Raw genomic sequence first — 24,362 nt, 5'->3', positions numbered from 1 at the left:
CATTCCGGCCATTCCTCACGTCGCGGCTTATTTCGCGGCGACCTTCGGGTTGTTGGAGAAGCCCCACACATAAGCGGCGAGAACGTGGATTTGATCCTCGGTGAGTTTGTCTTTCTGCGCCGGCATTTGATTTGTCTTGCCATTGTTGACCATGGCGAGGATCGCCTCCTCACCGTAACCATGCAGCCAAATATCGTCGGTCAGGTTGGGCGCCCCTATATCCTGGTTACCCTTCCCGTCCATGCCATGGCAGGCGGCGCAGGCTGCAAACTTGGGCTTCCCGAGTGCAGCACGCACAGAGTCATGCGGGCTGTTCGAGAGACTGAGCACGTATTGGGCGACGTTGCGCACGTCCTCGGCCGTGCCCACCGCTGCAGCCATGGGCGGCATGATGCCAATACGTCCGTTGGTAATGGTCTCCTGGATTTTGGCCGGTGTACCACCATGCAACCAGTCGTTGTCCGTCAGATTGGGGAAGCCCTTGCTGCCGCGCGCATCGGAGCCATGGCATTGTGCGCAGTTGTTCATGAACAGCCGATCGCCAATGGCCATTGCCTGCGGGTCCTTGGCGAGGTCCTCTACCTTCATCGCGCGAAATCGCGCATACAAAGGCTCAAGTTCAGCCTTGGCCTTGGCCATCTCAGCGTCATACTGCCCTTGCTCAGACCAACCCAGCTTGCCACCGAATTTCCCCAGGCCAGGATACGCCGCCAGATAGCCGATAGCAAAAATAAGGGTGATCACGAACAACCATACCCACCAACGTGGCAAAGGGTTGTTCATTTCAGCAAGATCTTCATCCCACACGTGGCCCGTGGTATTGTTGCTGTGGGCGACGACTTTTTTACGTGCGGTCGTCCACAGAAGCAAAAAGCACGCAACGATGCCAATGATGGTGATCCCCGCCACATAGTGTGACCAAAAATCGCTAATGAAATCGCTCATGGGATTTTCTCGATGTGATTTATTTCATTCCTGCTCGAAAGGCAGACGCGCCGCCTCATCGAATGCAGACCGATTGCGCCCCAAATAGACCCACACGCAAATTCCAATAAAGCAAACCATGGAAAGAACAGTGGTGATTATGCGGGCGGTCGTGATATCCATAGTCCCTCCTTATTTGATAGCCCGTCCAAGGCCCTGCAGATAGGCGATCAAGGCATCCTGTTCGGTCTTGCCCTTGACCTCTTCGGCAGCTCCATTGATTTGCGCATCGGTATAGGGAACTCCCACTGTACGAAGCGCTTTCATGTGTGGCGCCATACTGCTCGCATCAACCATATTTTTAGCAAGCCACGGATAGGCTGGCATATTCGACTCTGGCACTACATCACGCGGGTTGTTGAGGTGGATACGATGCCATTCATCACTGTATTTTCCACCGACACGCGCCAAATCCGGCCCGGTGCGCTTGCTTCCCCATTGGAAAGGATGGTCATACACAAATTCACCTGCCACCGAGTAATGTCCATAACGCAAAGTCTCAGCGCGGAACGGGCGGATCATCTGCGAATGACAGTTATAGCACCCCTCGCGCTGATAAATGTCGCGTCCTGCAAGCTGCAATGCGGTATAGGGCTCCACCCCTTTGACGGGCTCGGTGGTGGATTTTTGAAAAAACAGTGGCACGATCTCCACGAGACCACCGACAGAAATCACCAGCAAAATCAAAACAATCATCAAGAAATTGCTGGTTTCGATTTTTTCGTGCGAAAAGCCGGATGATGAATTGGCGTTGGACATATTAAATTCCCTCCGTGATTTCAAGCGTGTGCGGGATTGACGGCAGGAATCGCCACCTTAACGGAACGACCGGATCCAGCAGTCTTCCAGACATTCCAAAGCATCAGCAACATGCCGCACAGATACAACAGGCCACCCGAAAGGCGAATCACATAGAAGGGGAACGTAGCCTTCACGCTTTCGACGAAGGTGTAGGTAAGCGTCCCGTCGGGATTGATGGCGCGCCACATCAGGCCTTGCATCACGCCGGCAATCCACATCGAGGCGATATACAACACAATACCGATGGTGGACATCCAGAAATGGACTTCGATCGCCTTGACGGAATACATCTTTTCCTTGCCGAACAGGCGCGGAACCAAGTAATACAGCGTACCGATGGAAATCAAACCCACCCAGCCCAGCGCACCCGAGTGCACGTGGCCAATCGTCCAGTCCGTATAGTGGCTCAGGGCATTGACCGTCTTGATCGACATCATGGGCCCTTCGAACGTGGACATGCCATAGAACGACAGCGAAACGATCAAGAAGCGCAGGATGGGATCGTCACGCAGTTTGTGCCATGCCCCCGACAAGGTCATGATGCCGTTGATCATGCCGCCCCAGCTCGGTGCCAGCAGGATGAGCGAAAACACCATGCCGAGCGATTGCGTCCAGTCGGGCAATGCGGTGTAGTGCAAGTGGTGTGGGCCGGCCCACATGTAGGTGAAGATCAGCGCCCAGAAGTGGACGATGGACAGCCGATAGCTGTAAACAGGACGCCCTGCCTGCTTGGGAATGAAGTAATACATCATGCCCAAGAAACCCGCCGTGAGGAAAAAGCCCACGGCGTTGTGCCCATACCACCACTGCACCATGGCGTCTTGCACACCGGCGTAGGCCGAATAGCTCTTCATCCAGCCAGCGGGGACTTCCGCGCTGTTCACCACATGCAGCAGGGCCACGGCGATGATGAAAGCGCCGTAGAACCAGTTGGCCACATAGATGTGCTTGACCTTGCGCATGCCTATCGTGCCGAAAAACACGACGGCATAAGACACCCATACGAGCGTGATGAGAATATCGATGGGCCATTCAAGCTCGGCGTATTCCTTGCTGGTGGTGTACCCCAGCGGCAGGCTGATGGCCGCAGCCAGGATCACCAACTGCCAGCCCCAGAACGTGAACGAAGCCAAAGGCCCGGCGAACAGGCGCGTCTGGCAGGTGCGCTGCACAACGTAGTAGCTGGACGCGAAGAGTGCGCAGCCACCAAACGCAAAAATCACCGCGTTGGTATGGAGCGGACGCAATCGCCCATAGGTGAGCCACGGTATGCCCAAGTTGAGCTCAGGCCATGTCAACTGGGCCGCGATGATCACGCCCACCAACATGCCTACCACTCCCCAGACTGCCGCCATGATCGCGAACTGGCGCACTACCGTATCGTTGTAGTGCGCAACATCTTTCTTTACTGAAGAATCCATCTGACACCTCGTTTTTTGTTGCAATGAAAGTTTCAATCAGACAAGGCTAGGCATCGTTGATGCAAGTCAACCATCTTTGAGAATGCGTTCACCCTCCTGTTCGACGCTGTCGAACTGTCCGCTGTGGATCGCCCACCAGAGCCCCGCCAGTATGAGCAGTACCAGCACGACAGACAACGGGATCAGCAAGTAGAGAATGTCCATCAGAAAGGCTCCGGTAAGGGGCAAGCAGACGAAGAAGCGGCCCCTTTGTTGTCTGCTGGCAACGCCGTTGGCGCTTCGCCATGCCAACGCGCCAGCCTCGCCGCGTTGAGCACGACGAGCAGGGAGCTCGATGCCATGCCCAGGCCCGCAAGCCAAGGCGGCATCCAGCCCACGATAGCCAGTGGCACGGCCAGCGCGTTGTACGCTGCGGCCCACCACAAATTCTGCCGCACCACCTGCATAGTATGGCGCGCCAACGTTACGGCTTGCGGAATCAAGGACAGTCTGCCGCTCAGCACCACGAAATCGGCGCGCGACTGTGCCAGCGGTGCGGCCGAGCCGAAGGCAAAAGACACGTTGGCCCCCGCGAGCACAGGCCCGTCGTTGATGCCATCGCCCACCATGCCGACGCGGTGCCCCTGTTTCTGCAGCACCTGCAAAGCCAGGAGCTTGTCCTGCGGCGTGCATTCGCCCCGCGCCAGATCGATGCCGGCCTGCGCCGCCACTCTTTGCACCGCGGCCTGCCTGTCCCCCGACAACATCTGCACTGCCACGCCGAGCTGGCGCAAAAATGCCACTGCGGCAGGCACTTCAGGGCGCATGGCTTCCGTCAAGTCGAAATGGGCAAGCTCGCGCCCGCGTCCATCCATCCCATCTTCCGCCAGAAACACCTGCGAGGCAGCCGCATCCGCAGCCGATGCCTGCAAGGCCGCATCGGTGTGCAGTGCCGAACCAAGCCGCACTGAGCGGGCCGGGACGAGGCCGAGCGCATCTTCCACCGTCGCGCGCAACCCCAGGCCCGCCTCTTCGTGCAGATCACGCACGCGCCAACGCTCAACCAGGTCTGGGCGTGCGGCGGATGCAAGCGCTCGCGACACCGGGTGCAAGGAATGGCGCGCCAGCGCGGCAGCCAAAGCGAGCGCCTGCGCTGCATCCATGCCCACGTCTGGCGCAACATGCACGTTGCGCAACTGCATGCCTTCGCGCGTGAGGGTGCCGGTTTTGTCGAACACCAGCGTATCGATCTCTGCCAGGGCTTCGAGCGCTTGCAGGTTGCGCACCAAGATGCCTTGGCGCGCGAGCGTGCCTGCAGCCGTCAGCATGGCAACGGGCGTAGCAAGCGAAAGCGCGCACGGGCAAGTCACCACCAAAACCGCCACAGCCACCATGAGTGCGCGCTCAGGATCTTGGCCCCACCACCACAGCGCAGCCGCCGCCGCAGCGAGCAGCACGCCGACCAGGAAAGGCCGCGCAATGCGGTCTGCCAGTTGCGCAAGGCGGGGCTTTTGCAACGAGGCGCTCTCCATCAGCGCGACGATCTCGGCAAAGCGCGTCTGCTCGCCCGTGCGCTCGACCCGCACCTCGACCGGGGCAAGCAGGTTGTAGCTCCCTGCGATCACCTGGCTTCCTTGCGCGCGCACGACGGGAGTGGACTCGCCCGTGAGCAAGGATTCATCGGCCTGCGTGCTACCACGCACGATGGTTCCGTCCGCCGGAAAGGCCTCTCCGGGCAGTACGCGGATGGTGTCGCCCACAGCGAGCCGGCGCGTCGCGACGCGCGCAAATCTGCCATCGGGCCCTAGGCGCTCTACGCTGTCTGGCAGGCGGTTCATCACCGCCTCGAGCGCGCCGGCAGTGCGGTCGCGCAAGCGCAGCTCCAGCCACCGTCCGGTGAGCAAAAAGAACACGAACATGGTCAGTGAGTCGAAATAGACCTCATGACCAAATAGCCCACCAGGGTCAAAAGTACCTGCGGTACTCACTATGAAAGTGATGGCAATGCCAAGCGCCACGGGCAAGTCCATGCTCACGCGCCGCGCACGGATGTCGCGCCAGGCGCTCGCAAAGAAAGGACCGCAGGCGAACAGCATCACGGGCAAGGACAACACCCACGAGGCCCAGCGCAGCAGTTGCTCCATTTCAGCCGAAAGGTCGCCGGGCTGCGCCACGTAGGCGGGCCATGCGTACATCATGACCTGCATCATGCAGAAACCGGCGACAGCCCAGCGCCACAAAGCACGCCGGCTCTCCTGCAAGCGCCGCTCGCGCGTGAAGGCGTCGAGCGCGGGCAAGGCGGTGTAGCCGGCTTTTTGCACGGCCGCCAGCCACTGGGAGGGCAGCACGCGGCGCGCATCCCAGACGATGCGCGCGCGCTGGGTCGCGGCGCTGACATCGGCCTGCTCCACCCCCGGCACAGTGCGCAAGGCGTCCTCTATGGTCAAGGCGCAGGCGGCGCAGTGCATGCCGCCCAGCACCACGTAAGACTCCCAGCGCGTGGCGTCGGCTGGGGGTGCGGCTTGTTCACCCCTTGCCGCTCCAAAAGGCCTGCCAAATGCCGACCACTCCTGCGGATCGTCGAGCAAAACCCTGGCCCCCGCATCCTGCGGTCGCGCCTGTTCTCGGTGCCTGTCGGCATCCACGGGAAGACTGGTGGACATATCGTTAGCCTAAATGCATCCCATGGCAGGCACATTGACATGAATCAAGATAAAAATCAAGACACCGCCTAAGCTGGCGCTCTTGACGTCATTTTGAGGAGCGAGACGATGTACCAACGCATTCTGGCGGCCACGGACGGCTCGCCGCTGTCGGAAAAAGCCGTGGAGGAAGCCCTTTCCCTGGCGGCCCTCTCGAAAGCCACGCTCGTCGTGCTGAAGGTGGTGCCGCGTTACCCGGTCAGCTATTTCGAAGGCGGCCTGCCCGTCGATGCCGGCGACATCAAGCGCATCGAAAAGCAATGGGGCGACGCGGCCAAGGCCTTGCTTGACGACATCAAGGCCAAGGGAGATGCGCTCGGCGTGGCGGTCAAGCCTGTCGTGGTCAAGTCGGACCTGGTGGCGGAGGCCATCATTTCGGCGGCCAAAAAGCACAAGTGCGACATGATCGTCATGGCCTCGCACGGACGCAAGGGGATCAAGCGCCTGCTGCTGGGCAGCGAGACCCAGCACGTGCTCACGCATTCGCACATCCCGGTACTCGTGCTGCGCTGAATTCGAAGCGCATGCTCAGAGGCAAAACAAGCCGCCAAAGCGCATGCAGCAAGCGCAAGAAGCTACAGATAAAAAAGCATTTTGCGGCCACAGCGCATGCGCTCACGCGCCAAACGCATCTTGTGTAGTGTTTGATGCTTGATGCGACAAATAAAACCGATGGATTTTTGGTCTGGGCAAGGCGCAAACCGCAGCGATACCGGGTGGTATCGCGAGGATTTGCAACGCGGCCCAGGCCGAAAAGACGCGGTTTTATGTCGCAGATAGCGTCGAACACTACACTTGGTGCTCCGCGCGCAGCAGGTTTTTCTGCACCTTGCCCATGGTGTTGCGCGGCAGTTCTGGCGCGATGACGCAGCGCTTGGGAATTTTGTAGTTCGCGAGCTGCGTCTTGAGCTGCGCAAGGATCGCATCAGGATCGAGCCGGGCGCCAGCCTGCGCAACGACCACGGCCACGCCCACCTCGCCAAAGTCCGGGTGCGGCACGCCCACCACGGCGCTCTCGGCGACGCCGGGCATGTCGTTGATCGCCGCCTCGATCTCGGCCGGATAGACGTTGTAGCCGCCGCTGATGATCAAGTCTTTACTACGCCCCACGATGCTCACGTAGCCGCGTTCATCAATCTTGCCCACGTCGCCGGTCTTGAACCAGCCATCGGCGGTGAATTCCTCGGCGGTTTTCTCGGGCATGCGCCAGTAGCCTTTGAACACGTTCGGCCCGCGCACCTGGATGTTGCCGATTTCGCCCTCGGCGATGGGGGAGTTGGCATCATCGACCACGCGCAGCTCCACGCCCGGCAAGGGAAAGCCCACGGTGCCACCGCGGCGCTCGCTCTGCCCGCCGTAGCGCGCGTCGGCGCTGTGGGGGTTGGACGTGAGCATGATGGTCTCGCTCATGCCGTAACGCTCCAAAATCGTGTGGCCCGTGCGCTCCTGCCAGGCGCGGAAGGTCTCGACCAGCAAGGGCGCCGAGCCCGAGATGAACAGGCGCATGTGGCGCGCGGCCTCGTGGTTCAACGCCGGCTCGGCCAGCATGCGCACGTAGAGCGTGGGCACGCCCATGAACACCGTGGCGCGCGGCATGACGGCGATCACGGCTTTTGGGTCGAACTTGGGCAGCCAGATCATCTTGCTGCCGCCGAGCAACGCCGCATGGATCGCAACGAACAAGCCATGCACGTGAAAAATCGGCAGTGCGTGGATGAGCACGTCGTCGCTGCGCCAGCCCCAATAGTCTTTGAGCACCAGCGCGTTCGAGAGCAGGTTGCCGTGCGTGAGCATCGCGCCCTTGCTGCGCCCCGTGGTGCCACTGGTGTAGAGAATGGCGGCCAGATCGTCGGCCGTTTTGCGGGCCGGCACGTGCGCATCATCGTGTTGCGCAGCGCGCTCGAGCAAGCTGCCACTGCGATCATCACCGAGCGTGAACACATGCTGCGTGCCCGCGGCGTAGGCGAGTTGCGACACCCAATCGAAATTCCCGGGCGTGCACACGACCACGGCAGGCTCGGCATTGCCGATGAAGTAGCTGATCTCGGCGCGCTGGTAGGCGGTGTTGAGCGGCAAGAACACATAGCCCGCGCGCAGCGTGGCCAGGTACAGCAGCATGGCCTCGACCGATTTTTCGACCTGCACGGCGATGCGGCTGCCCTCCGGCAAGTCCAGCGATGCGAGCAAGTTGGCGATGCGCGCGCTGCCCTGGTCCAGATCGCGCCAGCTGTAGCCCAGTGCGCTGCCATCGGGCGCAGTGGCCTCGACGGCGGTCTGTGCCAAGTCCTGGGGGAAAGCCGCGCGCAAGGCGCTGAAGAGATTCTGTGGATTCAGGGGTGCTGTCATGAAAACTCCCGACCACGGCCCCAACAGGCCGTCAGACGCTGAAAGCCAACCCTACGCTGGCCTGCCCTCGCTTTTGCGATCGCGTGCAACGGGCAGGGGCCGATGTCGCACCCAAATCCATAGCGCAATGCCAGCAAGCACCATGGGAATGCAAAGCCACTGCCCCATGCTCAGGCCCAGCGAGAGCAGGCCCAGGAACGCATCGGGCTCGCGGAAATACTCGGCGATAAAGCGCAGCGCGCCATAGCCCACGAGGAACGCCGCCGCCACCTCGCCCTGGCGGCGTGGGCGGCGCGCATACAGCCACAGCAGCACGAACAGCAGCAATCCTTCGAGCAGGAATTGGTACACCTGCGACGGATGGCGCGGCAACATCGAGCCGCTTTGCGGAAACACCATCGCCCAGGGCAACTCGGGGCTCGCAAAGCGCCCCCAGAGTTCGCCATTGATGAAGTTGCCCACGCGCCCCGCGGCCAGGCCCGTGGGCACGCATGGCGCGACGAAGTCGGCCACCTGCAGCCAGGGGCGCTGGCGCGAACGCGCAAACCAGGTCATTGCGGCAATGGCACCAAGCAAGCCGCCATGAAAACTCATGCCGCCCTGCCAGACCGCAAAGATTTCGAGCGGATGCGCAAAGTAGTAGCCGGGCTTGTAAAACAGGCAGTAGCCCAGGCGCCCGCCGAGCACCACGCCCACCACGCCGAGAAACAGAATGTCCTCCACGTCCTTGCTCGTCCAGGCCCCAGGGCCGGTGATGGAGGCAAACGGCTCGTGGCGCAGCCGCAGGCGCCCGAGCAGCAGGAAAAGGCCGAAAGCGACCAGATAGGTCACGCCATACCAATGGATGGCCAGCGGCCCCACTTGCAGGGCAATCGGATCGATGTGGGGGTAGATCAGCATGCGTGTGCAGCGTCAAAAAAGCAAAATGCCAAGGCTCTGTATGCCAGATTAGCTCTCAATCCAATAGCGAAAGATCGCGCACCGCACCCTTGTCGGCGGACATGACCAGCTTGGCATAGGCCTTGAGCGCAGCCGACACCTGGCGCTTGCGCGGCTGCACGGGCTTCCAGCCTTTGGCGTCCTGCTCGGCGCGGCGCCGCGCAAGCTCCTCGTCGGACACCAGCACGTCGATGCGACGGTTCGGGATGTCGATGCGGATGCGGTCGCCGTTTTGCACCAAACCGATGGCGCCACCGGCAGCCGCCTCGGGCGAGACATGCCCAATCGACAGGCCCGAAGTGCCGCCAGAAAAGCGCCCATCGGTGAGCAGCGCGCACGCCTTGCCCAAGCCCCTGGACTTGATGTACGAAGTCGGGTAAAGCATCTCCTGCATGCCGGGGCCGCCCTTGGGGCCTTCGTAGCGCACGACGACCACGTCGCCGGCCTGCACCTGGCCTTCGAGAATGTGCGCCACGGCTTCGTCCTGTGACTCGGTGACGTGCGCCGGACCTTCGAACACCAGCAGCGCATCATCGACACCAGCCGTTTTGACCACGCAGCCGCCCTGTGCGATGTTGCCCACGAGCACGGCCAAGCCGCCCTCTTGCGAAAACGCATGGTTCACGGAACGGATGCAGCCTTCGGCGCGGTCGGCATCGAGGCTGGGCCAGCGCGTGTTCTGGCTGAACGCCTGCTGCGTGGGGATGCCTGCGGGGCCGGCCTTGAAAAAGTTCTGCACCTCGGCCGACGGGTTGCGCACGATGTCCCATTGCTCCAGGGCTTCGCCCAAGGTCTTGGCGTGGATGGTGGGCACGTCGGTGTGCAGCTTGCCCGCGCGCTCGAGCTCACCGAGGATGGCCATGATGCCGCCAGCGCGGTGCACGTCCTCGACGTGGTACTTGGGCGTGTTGGGCGCGACCTTGCACAGCTGCGGCACCACGCGCGAGAGGCGGTCTATGTCCTGCATGGTGAAAGGGATCTGCGCCTCCTGGGCGATGGCGAGCAGGTGCAGGATGGTGTTGGTCGAGCCGCCCATGGCAATGTCCAGCGCCATCGCGTTTTCGAACGCCTTGAAGCCCACGGCGCGCGGCAGCACCGAGGCGTCGCCTTGCTCGTAATAGCGCCGCGCGAGCTCCACGATCAGGCGGCCGCAGCGCTTGAACAGCTGCTCGCGGTCGGCGTGCGTAGCCACGAGCGTGCCGTTGCCGGGCAGCGCCAGGCCCAGCGCCTCGGTCAGGCAGTTCATGGAGTTGGCCGTGAACATGCCCGAGCACGAACCGCAGGTCGGGCAAGCAGAGCGCTCGACCTCCGCCACCTCGGCGTCCGACACCTTGCTGTCGGCGGCCATGACCATGGCGTCGATCAGGTCGATCTTGTGCACGCCCAGGCGCGTCTTGCCCGCCTCCATGGGGCCGCCCGAAACAAACACCACGGGAATGTTCAGGCGCATCGCGGCCATGAGCATGCCGGGCGTGATCTTGTCGCAGTTCGAGATGCACACCAGCGCATCGGCACAGTGCGCGTTCACCATGTATTCGACCGAATCGGCGATCAGGTCACGGCTGGGCAGCGAATACAGCATGCCGTCGTGGCCCATGGCGATGCCGTCATCGACGGCGATGGTGTTGAACTCCTTGGCCACGCCACCCGCAGCCTCGATCTCGCGCGCCACCAGCTGCCCCAGGTCCTTGAGGTGCACATGGCCCGGAACGAACTGGGTGAACGAATTGGCAATGGCGATGATGGGCTTGTCGAAGTCGCCGTCCTGCATGCCGGTGGCGCGCCACAGGGCACGCGCCCCCGCCATGTTGCGGCCGGACGTGGAGGTTTTGGAGCGGTATGCGGGCATGGAATCTCTTCGCGGGAGGGGTTGATAAAGCGTTCGGATTATCACCCAGCGCCCCCACACGGCAGCGCCGCATGCACCCTCGCAGTGCCGCATGCACCGGCAGCGCCTACTCCATCAGCGCGGCTTGCGCGGACGCAGTCCCAGGGACTCTTTTTGCCGCTCCAGGCGCTCCTGCTTGTGCTTTTCGATTTTTTCTGCAGCCTTGCGCTTGGTGTAGCCCGACGCATCGGCCCAGGTCCACCACAGCGCCGCCAAGCCGAAGGGCACCAGCGTCCACCACCAGGGCCAATCCGCCACGGGGCCGACCGCCAAGTATTTCAACAGCACCAAAATGATGCCCAGCAACAACAGATACATAAAACACCCCCTCCAGAATCTGCGATGACGGAACTGAACGGCCTTATCCGGGTCAACCCCGCTGGCTACAATCCCGTTCAGACTGTACCCCAGCAACCTCCCTCAAGGAAATCCCCATGAAGCGTACCCTGCTCGCCCTCGCCGTCACCGTTTCTGCCGCCGTGCCGGCCTTTGCCGCCGACGAACTGGCGCTGGCGCAATCGAAAAACTGCATGTCCTGCCACGCCGTGGACAAGAAAGTGGTGGGCCCGGCCTACAAGGACGTGGCCGCCAAATACGCCGGCCAGAAAGACGCCGTCGCCAAGCTCACCACCAAGGTCATGAAGGGTGGCTCGGGCGTCTGGGGCCCGGTGCCCATGCCGGCCAACACGCAAGTCAACGAAGCCGAAGCCAAGAAACTCGTCACCTGGGTTTTGTCGCTCAAGTGATTGGGATACTGCATGCATGAGGCCACGTAGGCTTTGTGCACAAAAAATCCCGCGCCGTCCTTACCGGATGACGCGGGATTTTTTTTATATGCCCGTCAGTTGCTCTGCGACAACTGCTCGAGGATCGCGGGGTTTTCGAGCGTGCTCGTGTCCTGCGTGATCGCCTCGCCGCGCGCGATGCTGCGCAGCAGGCGGCGCATGATTTTGCCGCTGCGCGTCTTGGGCAGGTTTTCGCCGAAGCGGATGTCCTTGGGCTTGGCGATGGGGCCGATTTCCTTGGCGACCCAATTGCGCAACTCGTTGGCAATCTGGTGCGCCTCTTCGCCCTTGGGCAGCGGGCGCTTGAGCACCACGAAGGCGCAGATCGCTTCGCCCGTCACGTCATCAGGCCGGCCCACGACGGCGGCCTCGGCCACGAGGTCGGTCTTGGCGACCAGTGCCGATTCGATCTCCATCGTGCCCATGCGGTGGCCCGAGACGTTGAGCACGTCGTCGATGCGGCCCGTGATGCGGAAATACCCGCGGTCGGCGCTGCGCACGGCGCCGTCGCCCGCGAGGTAGTAACCCTTGAGCTCTTCGGGGAAGTAGCTCTTCTTGAAACGCTCCGGGTCGCCCCAAATGGTGCGGATCATGCTGGGCCACGGGCGTTTGATGACCAAAATGCCGCCCACGCCGTTGGGGATGTCGTTCCCCACTTCATCGACGATAGCAGCCATGATGCCCGGCAGCGGCAGCGTGCAGCTGCCCGGCACGAGCGGCGTGGCACCTGGCAGCGGCGTAATGACATGGCCGCCGGTTTCCGTTTGCCAGAAGGTGTCCACGATGGGGCAGCGCTCGCCACCCACGTTTTTGTAGTACCACATCCAGGCTTCAGGGTTGATGGGCTCGCCCACGCTGCCCAAAATGCGCAGACTCGAAAGATCGAAGCGCGCCGGGTGCACGGCGGCGTCGGTATCGGCCGCCTTGATGAGCGAGCGGATCGCCGTCGGCGCGGTGTAGAAGATGCTGCACTTGTGGCGCTCGATCATCTGCCAGAAGCGCGCCGCGTTCGGGTAAGTGGGCACGCCCTCGAAAACGATCTGTGTCGCCCCCGCGGCGAGCGGCCCGTAGGCCACGTAGGTGTGGCCCGTGATCCAGCCTATGTCCGCCGTGCACCAGAAGACGTCCTCGGGGCGCAGGTCGAAAGTCCAATCCATCGTGGCCTTGGCCCACAGCAGGTAGCCGCCCGTGCTGTGCTGCACGCCCTTGGGCTTGCCCGTGGAGCCGCTGGTGTAGAGCACGAACAGCGGGTGCTCGGCCCCCACGCTGACGGGCGCGCAGTCACTGCCCTGCCCCGCCAGCACTTCAGCGAAAGTCTTGTCGCGCCCCGCCACCATGGCGCAGGGCGTGGCGGTGCGCTGATAGACGAGCACGTTGCGCACGCACTCGCAACCGCCCATGGCCAGAGCCTCGTCGATGATGGACTTGAGCGGCAGCTCCTTGCCGCCGCGCATTTGGTAGTTGGCCGTGATCACGGCCACGGCACCCGCGTCGATGATGCGCTCGTGCACTGCCTTGGCGCTGAAACCGCCGAACACCACGCTGTGCGTCGCGCCTATGCGCGCGCAGGCCTGCATCGCCACCACGCCTTCGATGCTCATGGGCATGTAGATCAGCACGCGGTCGCCCTTGTTCACGCCCAGCGCCTTGAGCGCGTTCGCAAACTGGCTGACGCGCGCGAGCAATTCCTTGTAGCTGACGCGCGTCACGCTGCCGTCGTCGGCTTCGAAGATCAGCGCCGTCTTGTTTTCGGTCGGCGTGCCCATGTGCTTGTCGAGGCAGTTGGCCGAGGCGTTGAGCTCGCCGTCGGCAAACCACTGGTAAAACGGCGCGTTGGTCGCATCGAGCGTGCGCGTGAAGGGCCGCGTCCACTGCAGATGCTCGCGTGCGAGCCGCGCCCAAAAGCCTTCGTAGTCCTTCTCGGCCTCGGCGCACAGCGCGTGATAAGCCTCCATGCCGGCGATGCGCGCCGTGCGCGCGAGCGATTCGGGCGGGGGAAAGACGCGGTTTTCGATCAGCGTGGACTCGATCGTCGAAGAAGAGGTGGTCATGGCTTTCGTCTCCTGTGAATAAAACGGCGCAAATTTTCACCGCGGCACTTACACCCGACTGACGGGGGAGGAATCTTAGCGCCGCAATCCCCATCCGTTTTGCGTGCCTTTGGCGCATTTCTACAATCGCGCCTCCGAATTCTTCGCATCCTCATCTTCTGACTTGCATCGCATGACGTCGCCCAACCCACCCAAGCACTCGCCCTTGCGCCCCTTGCCCGCGCTGATTTTTGCCAGCCGCTGGCTGCAGCTGCCGCTGTACCTCGGGCTGATTGCCGCGCAGGGGGTGTATGTGTGGCATTTTCTGGTGGAGCTTGCGCACCTGGTCGAAGCGGCGTTCGGCAGCCAGGCAGCGCTGCAGGCGCTCGTGACCAGCATAGGCTACAAACCCGAAGCGCAGATCACCACGCTCAACGAGACGGTGATCATGCTCGTGGTGCTCGCGCTCATCGACGTGGTGATGATCTCCAACCTGCTCATCATGGTCATCGTGGGTGGCTACGAAACCTTCGTGAGCCGGCTCGGGCTGGAAAACCACCCGGACCAGCCCGAATGGCTGGGCCACGTGAACGCCTCGGTGCTGAAGGTCAAGCTGGGGCTGTCCATCATCGGCATCAGCTCCATCCACCTGCTCAAGACCTTCATCAACGCCGCGAATTACGACGTCAAGGTGCTGATGTGGCAGACCATCATCCATGGCGTGTTTTTGCTCAGCGCACTGGCGATCGCCTATACGGACAAGCTGCTCGGTACGTCCGAAAGCGCGCACTGAAACCGCAAAATAAGAGTGTTTTTGGCACTTTGTGGTGAACCATCAAGCACTTGTAGCTCTCTTTTCAGGAGTTTTTCTTGCCGTTCTTGCCATGCACTTCGGCCAGGGTTTGCTTGACCAGCGTGTAGCCTTCCTCCTGGTTGCGGCGGATCGCCTCGGCAGAGAAGTCGTAGTCGCGTGAAGCCGGCTCGCCCGGCTGGCCGGCGCGCACGAAGCGCGTGACCTGCAGCGGCGCGCCCTCGCCCATGAGCTCGATGAACAAGGGGCGCTGCTTGATCTTGGCCTGCACGCCAGGATCGACCTGCGCCAGAATGCCCTCGACCAGGCGCCGGTATGCGCCCGCGGTTTCGCGCCAGCGCAGGTCGTTGCGCACGCGCTCCGCATAGGCGATCTCGTCGCGCCGCGCCATCACCTCGATCATGTTCTGCGGCAAGGGGCGCTGGCCGGAAAACAAGTCGACCACGAAGGCGCGCTTGCCTTCGGCGCCGCAACGCTCGACCACGAGATCGAGCGGCGAATTGCTCAGCAGGCCACCGTCCCAGTACGCCTGGCCGTCGATCTCGGTCCACGAAAAGCCCGGCGGCAGGCTGCCGCTGGCCAGGATGTGCTCGGGCGTCATGTCATCGACGTAGCTGTCGAACACTTCGAGCTTGCCGTTGGCCACGTTCACGGCGCCGACCAGCAGGCGCACCGGGCTGGTCTTGAGCGCCTTGAAGTCCACGTAGCGCGCCAGCAGTTCCTTCATCGGCGCGGTGTCGTAGTAGCTGGTCCAGTGCAGCGGCAGCGCCGCCGGGCCAGCCAGCAGGTCCGCCCAGGTCGGCAGCCAGCGCGGGCGGAAGAACTTGGGTACGCCCCACATCAATACCTGCAGGCTGGTCGCCACATTGTCGGCCGCGCTGCCCGGCGGAAATGGCGTATGCACCGCAAGCTCGGCCCAGAAGGCCTCGAGCGCCTGCGCCGCATGGCGCGGGTGCGCGGCGACGATGGCGCCATTGAGCGCGCCGATCGAAATGCCCGCGACGATGTCGGGATGAATGCGCTCTTCCTCGAGTGCCTTGACCACGCCGCATTCGAACGCACCCATCGCGCCGCCGCCCTGCAACGCAAGCACGGTCTGCGCGGGGATCTGGTCGAGCGCAAAGCCGGGATCGGCCAGGCGCTCCTTTATGGCGCGCAGCTGCACGCGGTAGCGGATCAGGTTTTCGGCGTGGCGCGTTTCTTCGGCGGGCCGGCCCATGGAAAACAGGGCGCGCAGCACGTTGCGCTGCAGGTAAAACACCGCGCACGAGCCGCTTTCGAGCGCGCCGCGCACGATGCGCTCGTCGGCGCCCTCGGGTGCACCCATGAGGCTGAAGCTCAGGTCGCCGATGTCGCAAAAAAAGCACGACACCGCGTCGTGGCGCACGCGCCGCCCCAGCATGTTGCGCGCCGCAAGGCGCCCTTGTTCGATGGCGTTGTCCCAGTGCTCGATGTGGCGCCGCTGCGCGAACACCGGGTCTTGAAAGCAGGTCACGTCACCCGCGGCATAGACCTGGGCCACATTGCTGCGCAGCAGCTCATCGACGAGCACGAGCCCGCCTTCGAGCGCGATGCCGCTGCCCGCAAGGTATTCGGTCGCAGGCATCACGCCCATGCAGACCACGAGCAAATCGCACGGCAGGCGCCGGCCCGAGACCGTTTCAACTTCCTGCACGCGCTCTTGCCCATGCACGGCGACGAGCGTATCGGACAGGAAAAACTCCGCGCCGCGGCTTTGCGCATGGCGCCGGAAAAAGTCCGAAGTCGAAGGCGCCTCGAGGTGCGGCAGGATCACTGCCTCCCGCTCGACCACGCTCACCTGCAGGCCCAGCGCCAGCAGCGTCATGGCGACTTCCATGCCCATGAAGCTGCCACCGAGCACCACGGCGCGGCGTGGCGCCGACACGCGGCTTTGCCCCTCTTGCAGGCCCGCGCTCCGGCGCAGCGCCTGCACGTCCGCCACGGTGCGCACCGTGTGCACGCCGGCCAGGTGCGCGCCCGGCACCTGCAGGGGCACGGGGCGCGAGCCGGTGGCGATCAAGAGCTGCCCCCAGCGCACGCTCTCGCCCGTATCGAGCCGCACCGTCTGCTGCGCCGCATCGACGGCAAGCGCGCGCGTGCCCAGTTGCAGTTCCACCGCCTGCTCGGCATAAAACGAAGGCGGATGCAGCAGACGCTGCTGCACCTCGCTCGTGCCCAGCAGCATTTCCTTGGACAAGGCGGGCCGGTAAAACGGCGCCACCGGCTCGGCTGAGACGATCAGGATGGAGCCGCTCGCGCCCTCCAGGCGCAATGTTTCCGCCGCGGCCGCGCTCGCTGCGCCGCCGCCGAGCAGCAAATGGTCGATTGCACGCAAAGCCACACTCCTTGGGTCTGCACAAAAGAGCGCCCCACCTTCGCCGCGCAGATGCGGGTGGCGAGGTGCCCGGCTGCCGCAGCTGCCGCGGCAAACGGAAAGTCAGGCTTTACTGCATGAACCAGCCGTGGCTCACCACCAGCGACTGCCCGGTGAGCGCGTTCGTCTCGAACGCAGCAAAGAACAGCGCCGCCTGCGCCACGTCCTGCGTGGTGGTGAACTCGCCATCGACCGTGTCCTTGAGCATGATCTTCTTGATCACGTCTTCTTCGGAAATGCCGAATTCCTTGGCCTGCTCGGGAATCTGCTTGTCCACGAGCGGCGTGCGCACGAAGCCGGGGCAGATTACGTTGGCGCGCACACCGTGCTTGGCGCCTTCCTTGGCCACCACCTTGGCGAGGCCGATCAGGCCGTGCTTGGCAGTCACGTAAGGCGCCTTGAGCATGGACGCTTCCTTGGAGTGCACCGACCCCATGTAGATGATGCTGCCGCCCGTGCCCTGGCGGTACATGTGGCGCAGCGCGGCGCGCGTGGTGAGGAAGGCGCCGTCGAGGTGGATCGCAAGCATCTGCTTCCACTTGGCAAGTTCGAGCTCATCGACCGCGGCGATGGTCTGGATGCCCGCGTTGCTCACCAGAATGTCGATCTTGCCGAAGGTTTGCACGGTTTGCTCCATGCCCGCATCGACGGCGGCCTCGTCGGTCACGTCCATGGCCACGCCCAGCGCCTTGCCCGCGCCACCAAGCTCCGCGGCCGCAGCCTGCGCGCCCTGCGCGTTCAGGTCGGCGATCACGACCTTGGCACCCTCGGCGACGAAGGTGCGCGCGATTTCCTTGCCTATGCCGCTCGCGGCACCCGTGACGAGGGCGACTTTGTCCTTGAGACGCATGCTGACACTCCTTGCGATTGGTGGTTGGAATGCCACCATCTTATGCCGCTTGCTGCACTGCAATATGCGCCCGCCTGAAAACCAGGCCGAGCACTTCGGTTTTTGCTCTGCACTCAGCCGAGTATCGGCGCCTCAACGCCGCACGTAAATCTGGTCGAAGCTCGCGCCGTCAGCAAAATGCGCCCGGCTCGCCTGTGCCCAGCCGCCAAAGGCCTCGTCGATGGTAAACAGCTTCAGCTGCGGGAACTGCCGCGCATACTTGGCCTGGGCCTTGGCCGAGACGGCGGGGCGATAAAAATGCTTGCCCGCAATGTCCTGCCCCTCCTCGCTGTAAAGGTATTGCAGGTATGCCTCGGCCACCTTGCGCGTGCCTTTCTTGTCCACGTTTTTGTCCACCACGCTCACCGCGGGCTCGGCCAGGATGCTGATGGACGGCACCACCACGTCGAATTTGCTGCCGAATTCTTTTTCGAGCAGATAGGCCTCGTTCTCCCAGGCAATCAACACGTCGCCCTGCGCGCGTTGCGCAAAGGTGATGGACGAGCCGCGCGCGCCCGTGTCGAGCACCGGCACCTGCGCGTAGAGCTTGCCGACGAATTCCCTGGCCTTGGCTTCGCTGCCCGTTTTGCGCCGCGCAAACTCCCAGGCCGCGAGATAGTTCCAGCGCGCACCGCCCGAAGTCTTGGGGTTGGGCGTGATCACGCTCACGCCGGGCCGCACCAGATCGTCCCAATCCTTGATGCCCTTGGGATTGCCCGCGCGCACCACAAGCACGATGGTCGAGGTGTAGGGCGAGGCGTTGTGCGGCAGGCGCTTTTGCCAGTCCTTGGGAATCAGCCCCGCCTGGGTGTGCAGCGCATCGGTGTCGCCCGCGAGCGCGAGCGTCACCACGTCGGCGGGCAAGCCGTCGATCACGGCGCGCGCCTGCTTGCCCGAACCACCGTGCGACTGCTGGATCACCACGTCCTGCCCGGTCTGCGCCTTCCAGTGTTGGGCAAAGGCCTGGTTGAATTCGACGTAAAACTCGCGCGTCGGGTCGTAGGACACGTTGAGCAAGGTGACGGGCTGTGCCCATGCCGGCCAGGCCGTCAGGGACAAGCTGCCCGCCACGGCGGCGGCCCAGGGAAACTTGATAAAGTCGCGGCGCAGAGTCATACAAGGCTTTCTACAGAATGGAACATGGAATGAAATACGGCGTGTCGCGTTGTTGCGCATCGCCCGTTTGAGCGCCATTCTCAAAGCCACATCACAAAACCGGAACGACTGATTTTTCAGTTTCTTATTCAAAATTCTTCTAAAACTGGAGCCCCCATGGCACGCACCGTTCATTGCATCAAGCTCGGCAAAGAGGCCGAAGGCCTCGACTTTCCGCCCTACCCCGGCGAACTCGGCAAGCGCCTCTGGGAAAACGTCAGCAAAGAAGCCTGGGCCGAGTGGCTCAAGCAGCAAACCATGCTGGTCAACGAAAACCGCCTGAACCTCGCCGATGCACGCGCGCGCCAATACCTTGCGCGCCAGATGGAAAAACACTTTTTCGGTGAAGGCGCCGACAAGGCCGCAGGCTACGTGCCGCCCAGCGCCTGACTCGGCACGCTGTCTCCACCGCCACCATCGTCCTCATCACCGCCCCAGCATCGCGGCGCCATGGCCGAGCCCTTGCAATGGCTGCCCGACGGCACGCCCTATAGCGCGCGCTTTGGCGACCGCTATCACAGCAGCGCGAACGGTGGAATCGACCAAGCCGAGGGCGTCTTTCTGCGCGGCTGCGGCCTGCCAGAGGCCTGGGCCGGGCAGGCGCAGTGGCGCATCCTTGAAACCGGCTTTGGCCTGGGGCTGAACTTTCTCGCCACCTGGGCCGCGTGGCGCGCCGATGTCCAGCGCCCGCGCCTGCTGCACTTCGTCTCGACCGAGGCGTGGCCGGTCAGCACCGAGGACTTGCTGCGCGCGCACGCCGCGCATCCGCAGCTCGCGCCGCTTGCGCAGCAGTTGCACGACCAATTCTGGGGCTTGCTGCCGGGCGTGCACCGGCTGAGCTTCGAGGGCGGGCGCGTGTTGCTCACGCTGTGCATAGGCGATGCACAAACCCTGCTGCGCCAGCAGGACGGCACGGCCGATGCCGTCTATCTGGACGGCTTCAGCCCCCAGTGCAACCCCGAGCTCTGGAGTCTGCACACCCTCAAGGCCGTGGCGCGCTGGTGCCGGCGCGGCACGCGGCTGGCCACCTGGAGTGTGGCACACAGCGTGCACGATGCGCTCGTGCAGTGCGGCTTTGTCGTGCAGCGCGTGCCCGGCGTGCCACCCAAACGCGAAAACCTGCACGCCATCTACGACCCGCACTGGGAGCCGCGCCGCAGCGTGCCAACGGCGCACGGCACCGCATCCACACCCGCGCCCATGCCCGAGTCCGTGACCGTGCCGGGCCGCTGCATCGTGATCGGCGGCGGGCTCGCGGGCGCGGCCACGGCGGCGAGCCTCGCGCGGCGTGGCTGGCAGGTCGAAGTGCTGGACCAGGCCGAAGCACCGGCCGCAGGCGCATCGGCCCTGCCCGCAGGCGTGTTTGCGCCGCATGTCTCGCCCGACGACAGCGTGCTCTCACGCCTGTCGCGCAGCGGCGTGCGCCTGGTGCTGGAACACGTGCAAATATTGCAAGATCAAGGACTGCTGCGCGCGGGCGTCGATTGGCAGTGCAGCGGCGTACTCGAACACCGCGTAGATGGCAGCCCCGGCCTGCCCCAGGACTGGGAGCAGGGCCCGGGCGCAGACTGGAGCCGCCGCGCCAGCGCCGAAACACTGCTGCAAGCGCAACTGCCCCGCAATACCGCCGCCTGCTGGCACCTGCGCGCCGGATGGATCAGGCCTGCGCGCCTGGTCGCGGCGCTGCTCGCGCAGCCCGGCATTGCCTGGCACGGCAATGCGCACGTCGATCGCTTGCAGCGCAGCAGCGATGGGGCGCACTGGCAGGCCTTGGACGCCCAGGGTCGCGTGCTGGCCGAAGCCGAGCGCGTGGTGATCGCCGCAGGCGCTGGCAGCCGCGCGCTGCTCGCGCAGCGCTGGGTGCTGCGCCCGCTGCGCGGCCAGATTTCGTGGGCCTGCTGGCCCGCTGGCCTAGCCCCCATGCTGCCCTACCCCGTGAACGGCCACGGCAACTGGGTGCCATCTTTCCCGCTCGGCGACGAGGCCGAGGGGCCGCGCGCCTGGGTGCTGGGCTCGACCTTCGAGCGTGGTGTGGACCAGCTGCCCCCCACCGCCGACGAACAACGCGCGGCCCACACAGCCAACTGGCACAAACTGCAAACCCTGCTGCCCGCCGCAGCGCAGCCATTGCACGCCAGCTTTGCGCCCTTCTTGGACGCTGCGCACGCAATCTCGGCATTCGCCCCGCCGCTGCAGAGCTGGGCCGCGGTGCGCTGCGTCGCCCCCGACCGGCTGCCCATCGTCGGCCCGGTGGATGCGCACACGCTGCCCGGCCTTTGGGCCTGCACCGCCATGGGCGCGCGCGGGCTCACGCTCGCCCTGCTGTGCGCCGAACTGCTGGCCGCACGCTGGCACGCCGAACCGCTGCCGCTCGATGCCAAGCTGGCGCGTGCGCTGGCGGCGGAAAGGCTGGGTTGAACCCAGATTGTCCATTAGGACGCGGGATGATGGCGAGGCGGCTGGCGAGGCAGTTTGGTCGCGGCTGAGGAGTGCATGGCCGGTGCCATGAACGACGAAGCGGCGGTCAAAATGACCGTCAGACGTCCGCCAGCGCCCGCGTAGGCGCGCAGCGCCGCCTAATGGACACACGACTTACGCAAATCGGGGTCAGGCAAGGCGCCCGCTCCAGGGCAAAACACTTTGCAGCATCCTTGTTTGCGTAAGTCCAGGGACAATCTGGGTTGAACCCAGATTTCCCATGAGGCGGTGGTGAAAAAGCCGCGCGCTATCTGCTGTCATGGAACGCGCGCTACATTGCTCCACTTGCCAATTCCTCAAGGAGCAGCCCCATGCATGCAGTCGTAGCGCGCGTCACGGCGCGCATTGCGGAGCGCAGCCGGGACAGCCGTGCGGCCTATCTGGCCGGACTGGACTCCATGCTCGCGCGCGCGGCGCCGCAGGAGCGCATGGGCTGCGCGAACCTCGCGCACGCCTACGCCGCGCTGCCGGGCGCGGAAAAAATCAAGCTCATGGCCGAGCGCGCGCCCAACCTTGCCATCGTCACGGCCTACAACGACATGCTCTCGGCGCACCAGCCCTACCACGCCTACCCCGCCCTGCTGCGCGACGAGGCGGCGCGCTGCGGCGCCACGGTGCAGGTCGCGGGCGGCGTGCCTGCGATGTGCGACGGCGTCACGCAGGGCACGCCGGGCATGGAGTTGAGCCTGTTTTCGCGCGACGTGATCGCCATGGGCACGGCCATCGCGCTTGCGCACGACGTGTTCGACGGCGCGCTGCTGCTCGGCGTGTGCGACAAGATCGTGCCGGGCCTGCTGATCGGCGCGCTGCACTACGGCCACTTGCCCTGCGTGTTCGTGCCCGCGGGGCCCATGCGCTCGGGCCTGTCGAACCGCGAAAAAGCCAAGGTGCGCGAGCTGCATGCGCAAGGGCTGGTGGGGCGCGCCGAGCTGCTGCAGGCCGAATCCGCGGCCTACCACAGCCCCGGCACCTGCACGTTTTATGGCACCGCCAACAGCAACCAGATGCTGCTCGAAGCGATGGGGCTGGTGCTGCCGGGCGCGGCCTTCGTGCACCCCGACGCGCCCGAGCGCGAACAGCTCACGCGCGCGGCGCTGCACACCGTGCTGGACATCGGCCGGCGCGGCGCGCGCTTCACGCCCATTGGGCGGCTCGTCGATGCGCGCTGCATCGTCAACGCCATGGTGGCGCTGCTGGCCACGGGCGGCTCGACCAACCATCTGATCCACTGGGTCGCGGTGGCGCGCAGCGCCGGCATCGTGATCGACTGGACGGATTTCGACGAGCTTTCATCCGCCGTGCCCCTGCTCGCGCGCGTCTATCCGAACGGCGAGGCCGACGTGAACCAGTTCCAGGCCGCGGGCGGGCCGCTGTGGGTGCTGCGCGAGCTGCTGGCTGCGGGGCTGATGCACGAGCTGCCCAGCGTGCACCCGGGCGGCCTGGCGGCGGGCGCGCGCATGGCGGCCACAGCGTCGGGCGACGAGACCGTGCTGCGCCCGGTGCGCCAGCCGTTCGCGCCCACGGGCGGCTTGCGCCTGCTGCAGGGCAAGCTCGGACGCGCGGTGATCAAGGTCTCGGCCGTGCCCGAAGATCGCCTCGTGGTGCAGGCGCCGGCGCGCGTGTTCGCCTCGCAGGAGGAACTGCTCGCCGCGTTCAGCGCCGGTGGCTTGCGTGAGGACATGGTGGCCGTGCTGCGCTTTCAGGGGCCGCGCGCCAACGGCATGCCCGAGCTGCACAAGCTCACGCCCGCACTTTCGGTGCTGCAAGAGCAGGGCCATCGCGTGGCGCTCGTGACCGACGGGCGCATGAGCGGCGCCTCGGGCAAGGTGCCCGCGGCCATCCACGTCACGCCCGAGGCGCTCGAAGGCGGGCCACTCGCGCGCGTGCGTGACGGCGACCTGCTGCGCATCGACGCCCGTGCGGGCACGCTGGACGCGCTCGTCGACGCCGCCGAATGGCAACGCCGCACGCCCGCGCCGCCCCCCGAGGCGCTGCCGCGCGGCTTCGGACGCGAGCTTTTCACCCACTTTCGCCGCAACGCGGCCAGCGCCGAACAAGGAGCATGCACATGGCTGTGAACCCGTCCCCCGCCACATCGTCCCCGCTGCACCTGCTGCACCCGATAGACCTGGCGTCTTACGGCCCGGTGATTCCGGTGCTGGTGATCGATCGCGTGGAGGATGCGCTGCCGCTCGCGCGGGCGCTGTACGCGGGCGGCGTGCAGGTGCTCGAAGTCACCTTGCGCACGCCCGTGGCCCTGGCTGCGATCGCGCAGATCGCGCGGCAGCTGCCCGAAGTGGTCGTGGGCGCGGGCACGGTGCTGAGCGCGGGCGATGCGCGCCGCGCGCGCGAGGCCGGCGCGCGCTTTGCCATAAGCCCCGGCTACAGCCGGGAGCTGGGCCAGGCCTGCCGGGCGCTCGGCTTGCCGCTGCTGCCGGGCGTGGCCACGGCGAGCGAAATCATGGCGGCATTTGCCGATGGTTTTCAGTTCTTCAAGCTGTTCCCTGCCGAGGTGCTGGGGGGGCTGGCCCTGCTCAAAGCCTGGGCCAGCCCTTTTAGACACGTGAGCTTTTGCCCCACGGGCGGCATCACCGAGGCCACGGCGCCGCAATACCTTGCGCTGCCCAACGTGCGCTGCGTCGGCGGCTCCTGGCTCGCGCCCGCGCAGTCGGTGCACGCGGGCGACTGGGCGCGCATCACGCAGCTCGCGCGCGAGGCGCAGGCGCTGCGTCCGCCGCGATGATGCTACTTACTCAATA

General features: G+C 64.5%; 21 protein-coding genes. 7 read left to right on the top strand and 14 right to left on the bottom strand.

Going from position 1 to position 24,362, the window contains the following annotated elements; translation table 11 throughout:
- Positions 1-27: 27 nt before the first annotated feature.
- The 6 genes from ccoP to PYV55_RS10360 all read right to left on the bottom strand — a co-directional run bounded on the left by ccoP (position 28) and on the right by PYV55_RS10360 (position 5,848).
- Positions 28-945, bottom strand: coding sequence for a cytochrome-c oxidase, cbb3-type subunit III (ccoP, locus tag PYV55_RS10385; protein WP_275850781.1), 918 nt, complete (start codon positions 943-945; stop codon positions 28-30).
- A 24-nt stretch (positions 946-969) separates the two neighbouring features.
- Positions 970-1,107 carry a cbb3-type cytochrome oxidase subunit 3 gene (locus PYV55_RS10380; protein WP_275850779.1) on the bottom strand — a complete coding sequence of 46 codons (138 nt, stop codon included), beginning with the start codon at positions 1,105-1,107 and terminating at the stop codon, positions 970-972.
- Positions 1,108-1,116: 9 nt separating this feature from the next.
- Positions 1,117-1,743, bottom strand: coding sequence for a cytochrome-c oxidase, cbb3-type subunit II (gene ccoO / locus PYV55_RS10375; protein ID WP_275850776.1), 627 nt, complete (start codon positions 1,741-1,743; stop codon positions 1,117-1,119).
- A gap of 20 nt (positions 1,744-1,763) precedes the next feature.
- Positions 1,764-3,206 carry a cytochrome-c oxidase, cbb3-type subunit I gene (gene ccoN / locus PYV55_RS10370; RefSeq protein ID WP_275850774.1) on the bottom strand — a complete coding sequence of 481 codons (1,443 nt, stop codon included), beginning with the start codon at positions 3,204-3,206 and terminating at the stop codon, positions 1,764-1,766.
- Between the two features lie 66 nt (positions 3,207-3,272).
- Positions 3,273-3,410 (bottom strand): cbb3-type cytochrome oxidase assembly protein CcoS, encoded by a 138-nt coding sequence (gene ccoS, locus PYV55_RS10365; protein ID WP_114481766.1) that lies wholly within the window; start codon positions 3,408-3,410, stop codon positions 3,273-3,275.
- A complete protein-coding gene (locus tag PYV55_RS10360) occupies positions 3,410-5,848 on the bottom strand; it encodes a heavy metal translocating P-type ATPase (protein ID WP_275850771.1) in 2,439 nt (812 codons plus the stop codon). Before PYV55_RS10360 ends, ccoS begins: the two co-directional genes overlap by 1 nt.
- Before the next feature lie 108 nt (positions 5,849-5,956).
- Here PYV55_RS10360 and PYV55_RS10355 point away from each other — a divergent pair, with 108 nt between their 5' ends.
- Positions 5,957-6,400, top strand: coding sequence for a universal stress protein (locus PYV55_RS10355; RefSeq protein ID WP_275850768.1), 444 nt, complete (start codon positions 5,957-5,959; stop codon positions 6,398-6,400).
- Between the two features lie 276 nt (positions 6,401-6,676).
- Here PYV55_RS10355 and PYV55_RS10350 read toward each other — a convergent pair whose 3' ends face one another.
- From PYV55_RS10350 to PYV55_RS10335, 4 genes are all read right to left on the bottom strand, one after another.
- Complete coding sequence (locus PYV55_RS10350; protein WP_275850766.1) at positions 6,677-8,233, bottom strand: malonate--CoA ligase; 1,557 nt, start codon at positions 8,231-8,233, stop codon at positions 6,677-6,679.
- 51 nt (positions 8,234-8,284) lie between these two features.
- Positions 8,285-9,133: a prolipoprotein diacylglyceryl transferase gene (gene lgt, locus PYV55_RS10345; protein WP_275850764.1), complete on the bottom strand. Its 849-nt coding sequence runs from the start codon at positions 9,131-9,133 to the stop codon at positions 8,285-8,287.
- A 55-nt stretch (positions 9,134-9,188) separates the two neighbouring features.
- Positions 9,189-11,021, bottom strand: coding sequence for a dihydroxy-acid dehydratase (ilvD, locus tag PYV55_RS10340; protein ID WP_275850762.1), 1,833 nt, complete (start codon positions 11,019-11,021; stop codon positions 9,189-9,191).
- Between the two features lie 114 nt (positions 11,022-11,135).
- Positions 11,136-11,378: a TIGR04438 family Trp-rich protein gene (locus PYV55_RS10335; RefSeq protein WP_275850760.1), complete on the bottom strand. Its 243-nt coding sequence runs from the start codon at positions 11,376-11,378 to the stop codon at positions 11,136-11,138.
- 116 nt (positions 11,379-11,494) lie between these two features.
- On the opposite strand from PYV55_RS10335, the gene PYV55_RS10330 reads away from it, so the two are divergent.
- Complete coding sequence (locus PYV55_RS10330; protein ID WP_275850759.1) at positions 11,495-11,806, top strand: c-type cytochrome; 312 nt, start codon at positions 11,495-11,497, stop codon at positions 11,804-11,806.
- Positions 11,807-11,901: 95 nt separating this feature from the next.
- Here PYV55_RS10330 and acs read toward each other — a convergent pair whose 3' ends face one another.
- Positions 11,902-13,896, bottom strand: coding sequence for an acetate--CoA ligase (gene acs / locus PYV55_RS10325; protein WP_275850757.1), 1,995 nt, complete (start codon positions 13,894-13,896; stop codon positions 11,902-11,904).
- Between the two features lie 172 nt (positions 13,897-14,068).
- On the opposite strand from acs, the gene PYV55_RS10320 reads away from it, so the two are divergent.
- Complete coding sequence (locus tag PYV55_RS10320; RefSeq protein ID WP_275850755.1) at positions 14,069-14,668, top strand: TIGR00645 family protein; 600 nt, start codon at positions 14,069-14,071, stop codon at positions 14,666-14,668.
- 64 nt (positions 14,669-14,732) lie between these two features.
- Here PYV55_RS10320 and PYV55_RS10315 read toward each other — a convergent pair whose 3' ends face one another.
- The 3 genes from PYV55_RS10315 to PYV55_RS10305 all read right to left on the bottom strand — a co-directional run bounded on the left by PYV55_RS10315 (position 14,733) and on the right by PYV55_RS10305 (position 19,086).
- On the bottom strand, positions 14,733-17,048 hold the full coding sequence (locus tag PYV55_RS10315; protein WP_275850753.1) for an FAD-dependent oxidoreductase: 2,316 nt from the start codon (positions 17,046-17,048) through the stop codon (positions 14,733-14,735).
- Positions 17,049-17,151: 103 nt separating this feature from the next.
- A complete protein-coding gene (locus tag PYV55_RS10310) occupies positions 17,152-17,931 on the bottom strand; it encodes a 3-hydroxybutyrate dehydrogenase (protein ID WP_275850751.1) in 780 nt (259 codons plus the stop codon).
- Between the two features lie 132 nt (positions 17,932-18,063).
- A complete protein-coding gene (locus PYV55_RS10305; RefSeq protein ID WP_275850749.1) occupies positions 18,064-19,086 on the bottom strand; it encodes a sulfate ABC transporter substrate-binding protein in 1,023 nt (340 codons plus the stop codon).
- Positions 19,087-19,242: 156 nt separating this feature from the next.
- Between PYV55_RS10305 and PYV55_RS10300 the strand changes: the two genes are divergently transcribed.
- From PYV55_RS10300 to eda, 4 genes are all read left to right on the top strand, one after another.
- Complete coding sequence (locus PYV55_RS10300) at positions 19,243-19,515, top strand: oxidative damage protection protein (RefSeq protein ID WP_275850748.1); 273 nt, start codon at positions 19,243-19,245, stop codon at positions 19,513-19,515.
- Between the two features lie 60 nt (positions 19,516-19,575).
- Entirely contained in the window at positions 19,576-21,543 is a 1,968-nt protein-coding gene (mnmC, locus tag PYV55_RS10295) for a bifunctional tRNA (5-methylaminomethyl-2-thiouridine)(34)-methyltransferase MnmC2/FAD-dependent 5-carboxymethylaminomethyl-2-thiouridine(34) oxidoreductase MnmC1 (protein WP_275850746.1), read from the top strand.
- A 371-nt stretch (positions 21,544-21,914) separates the two neighbouring features.
- Positions 21,915-23,681, top strand: coding sequence for a phosphogluconate dehydratase (gene edd, locus PYV55_RS10290; protein WP_275850744.1), 1,767 nt, complete (start codon positions 21,915-21,917; stop codon positions 23,679-23,681).
- Complete coding sequence (eda, locus tag PYV55_RS10285; RefSeq protein WP_275850742.1) at positions 23,672-24,346, top strand: bifunctional 4-hydroxy-2-oxoglutarate aldolase/2-dehydro-3-deoxy-phosphogluconate aldolase; 675 nt, start codon at positions 23,672-23,674, stop codon at positions 24,344-24,346. Before edd ends, eda begins: the two co-directional genes overlap by 10 nt.
- The last annotated feature ends 16 nt before the right edge of the window (positions 24,347-24,362 follow it).

It is taken from the genome of Extensimonas soli (genome assembly GCF_029211265.1).
In the GTDB taxonomy this organism is placed as follows: Bacteria; Pseudomonadota; Gammaproteobacteria; order Burkholderiales; family Burkholderiaceae_C; genus Extensimonas; species Extensimonas soli.
This window is presented reverse-complemented; position numbering and strand designations above follow the sequence as displayed.

Coding starts and splice junctions, on each gene's coding strand:
- PYV55_RS10355 (WP_275850768.1), top strand. CDS start 5,957: ATGTACCAACGCATTCTGGCGGCCACGGACGGCTCGCCGCTGTCGGAA.
- PYV55_RS10305 (WP_275850749.1), bottom strand. CDS start 19,086: ATGACTCTGCGCCGCGACTTTATCAAGTTTCCCTGGGCCGCCGCCGTG.
- ccoS (WP_114481766.1), bottom strand. CDS start 3,410: ATGGACATTCTCTACTTGCTGATCCCGTTGTCTGTCGTGCTGGTACTG.
- mnmC (WP_275850746.1), top strand. CDS start 19,576: ATGGCCGAGCCCTTGCAATGGCTGCCCGACGGCACGCCCTATAGCGCG.
- PYV55_RS10380 (WP_275850779.1), bottom strand. CDS start 1,107: ATGGATATCACGACCGCCCGCATAATCACCACTGTTCTTTCCATGGTT.
- ilvD (WP_275850762.1), bottom strand. CDS start 11,021: ATGCCCGCATACCGCTCCAAAACCTCCACGTCCGGCCGCAACATGGCG.
- PYV55_RS10350 (WP_275850766.1), bottom strand. CDS start 8,233: ATGACAGCACCCCTGAATCCACAGAATCTCTTCAGCGCCTTGCGCGCG.
- PYV55_RS10335 (WP_275850760.1), bottom strand. CDS start 11,378: ATGTATCTGTTGTTGCTGGGCATCATTTTGGTGCTGTTGAAATACTTG.
- eda (WP_275850742.1), top strand. CDS start 23,672: ATGGCTGTGAACCCGTCCCCCGCCACATCGTCCCCGCTGCACCTGCTG.
- PYV55_RS10360 (WP_275850771.1), bottom strand. CDS start 5,848: ATGTCCACCAGTCTTCCCGTGGATGCCGACAGGCACCGAGAACAGGCG.
- edd (WP_275850744.1), top strand. CDS start 21,915: ATGCATGCAGTCGTAGCGCGCGTCACGGCGCGCATTGCGGAGCGCAGC.
- PYV55_RS10320 (WP_275850755.1), top strand. CDS start 14,069: ATGACGTCGCCCAACCCACCCAAGCACTCGCCCTTGCGCCCCTTGCCC.
- PYV55_RS10310 (WP_275850751.1), bottom strand. CDS start 17,931: ATGCGTCTCAAGGACAAAGTCGCCCTCGTCACGGGTGCCGCGAGCGGC.
- acs (WP_275850757.1), bottom strand. CDS start 13,896: ATGACCACCTCTTCTTCGACGATCGAGTCCACGCTGATCGAAAACCGC.
- ccoN (WP_275850774.1), bottom strand. CDS start 3,206: ATGGATTCTTCAGTAAAGAAAGATGTTGCGCACTACAACGATACGGTA.
- lgt (WP_275850764.1), bottom strand. CDS start 9,133: ATGCTGATCTACCCCCACATCGATCCGATTGCCCTGCAAGTGGGGCCG.
- ccoP (WP_275850781.1), bottom strand. CDS start 945: ATGAGCGATTTCATTAGCGATTTTTGGTCACACTATGTGGCGGGGATC.
- ccoO (WP_275850776.1), bottom strand. CDS start 1,743: ATGTCCAACGCCAATTCATCATCCGGCTTTTCGCACGAAAAAATCGAA.
- PYV55_RS10330 (WP_275850759.1), top strand. CDS start 11,495: ATGAAGCGTACCCTGCTCGCCCTCGCCGTCACCGTTTCTGCCGCCGTG.
- PYV55_RS10300 (WP_275850748.1), top strand. CDS start 19,243: ATGGCACGCACCGTTCATTGCATCAAGCTCGGCAAAGAGGCCGAAGGC.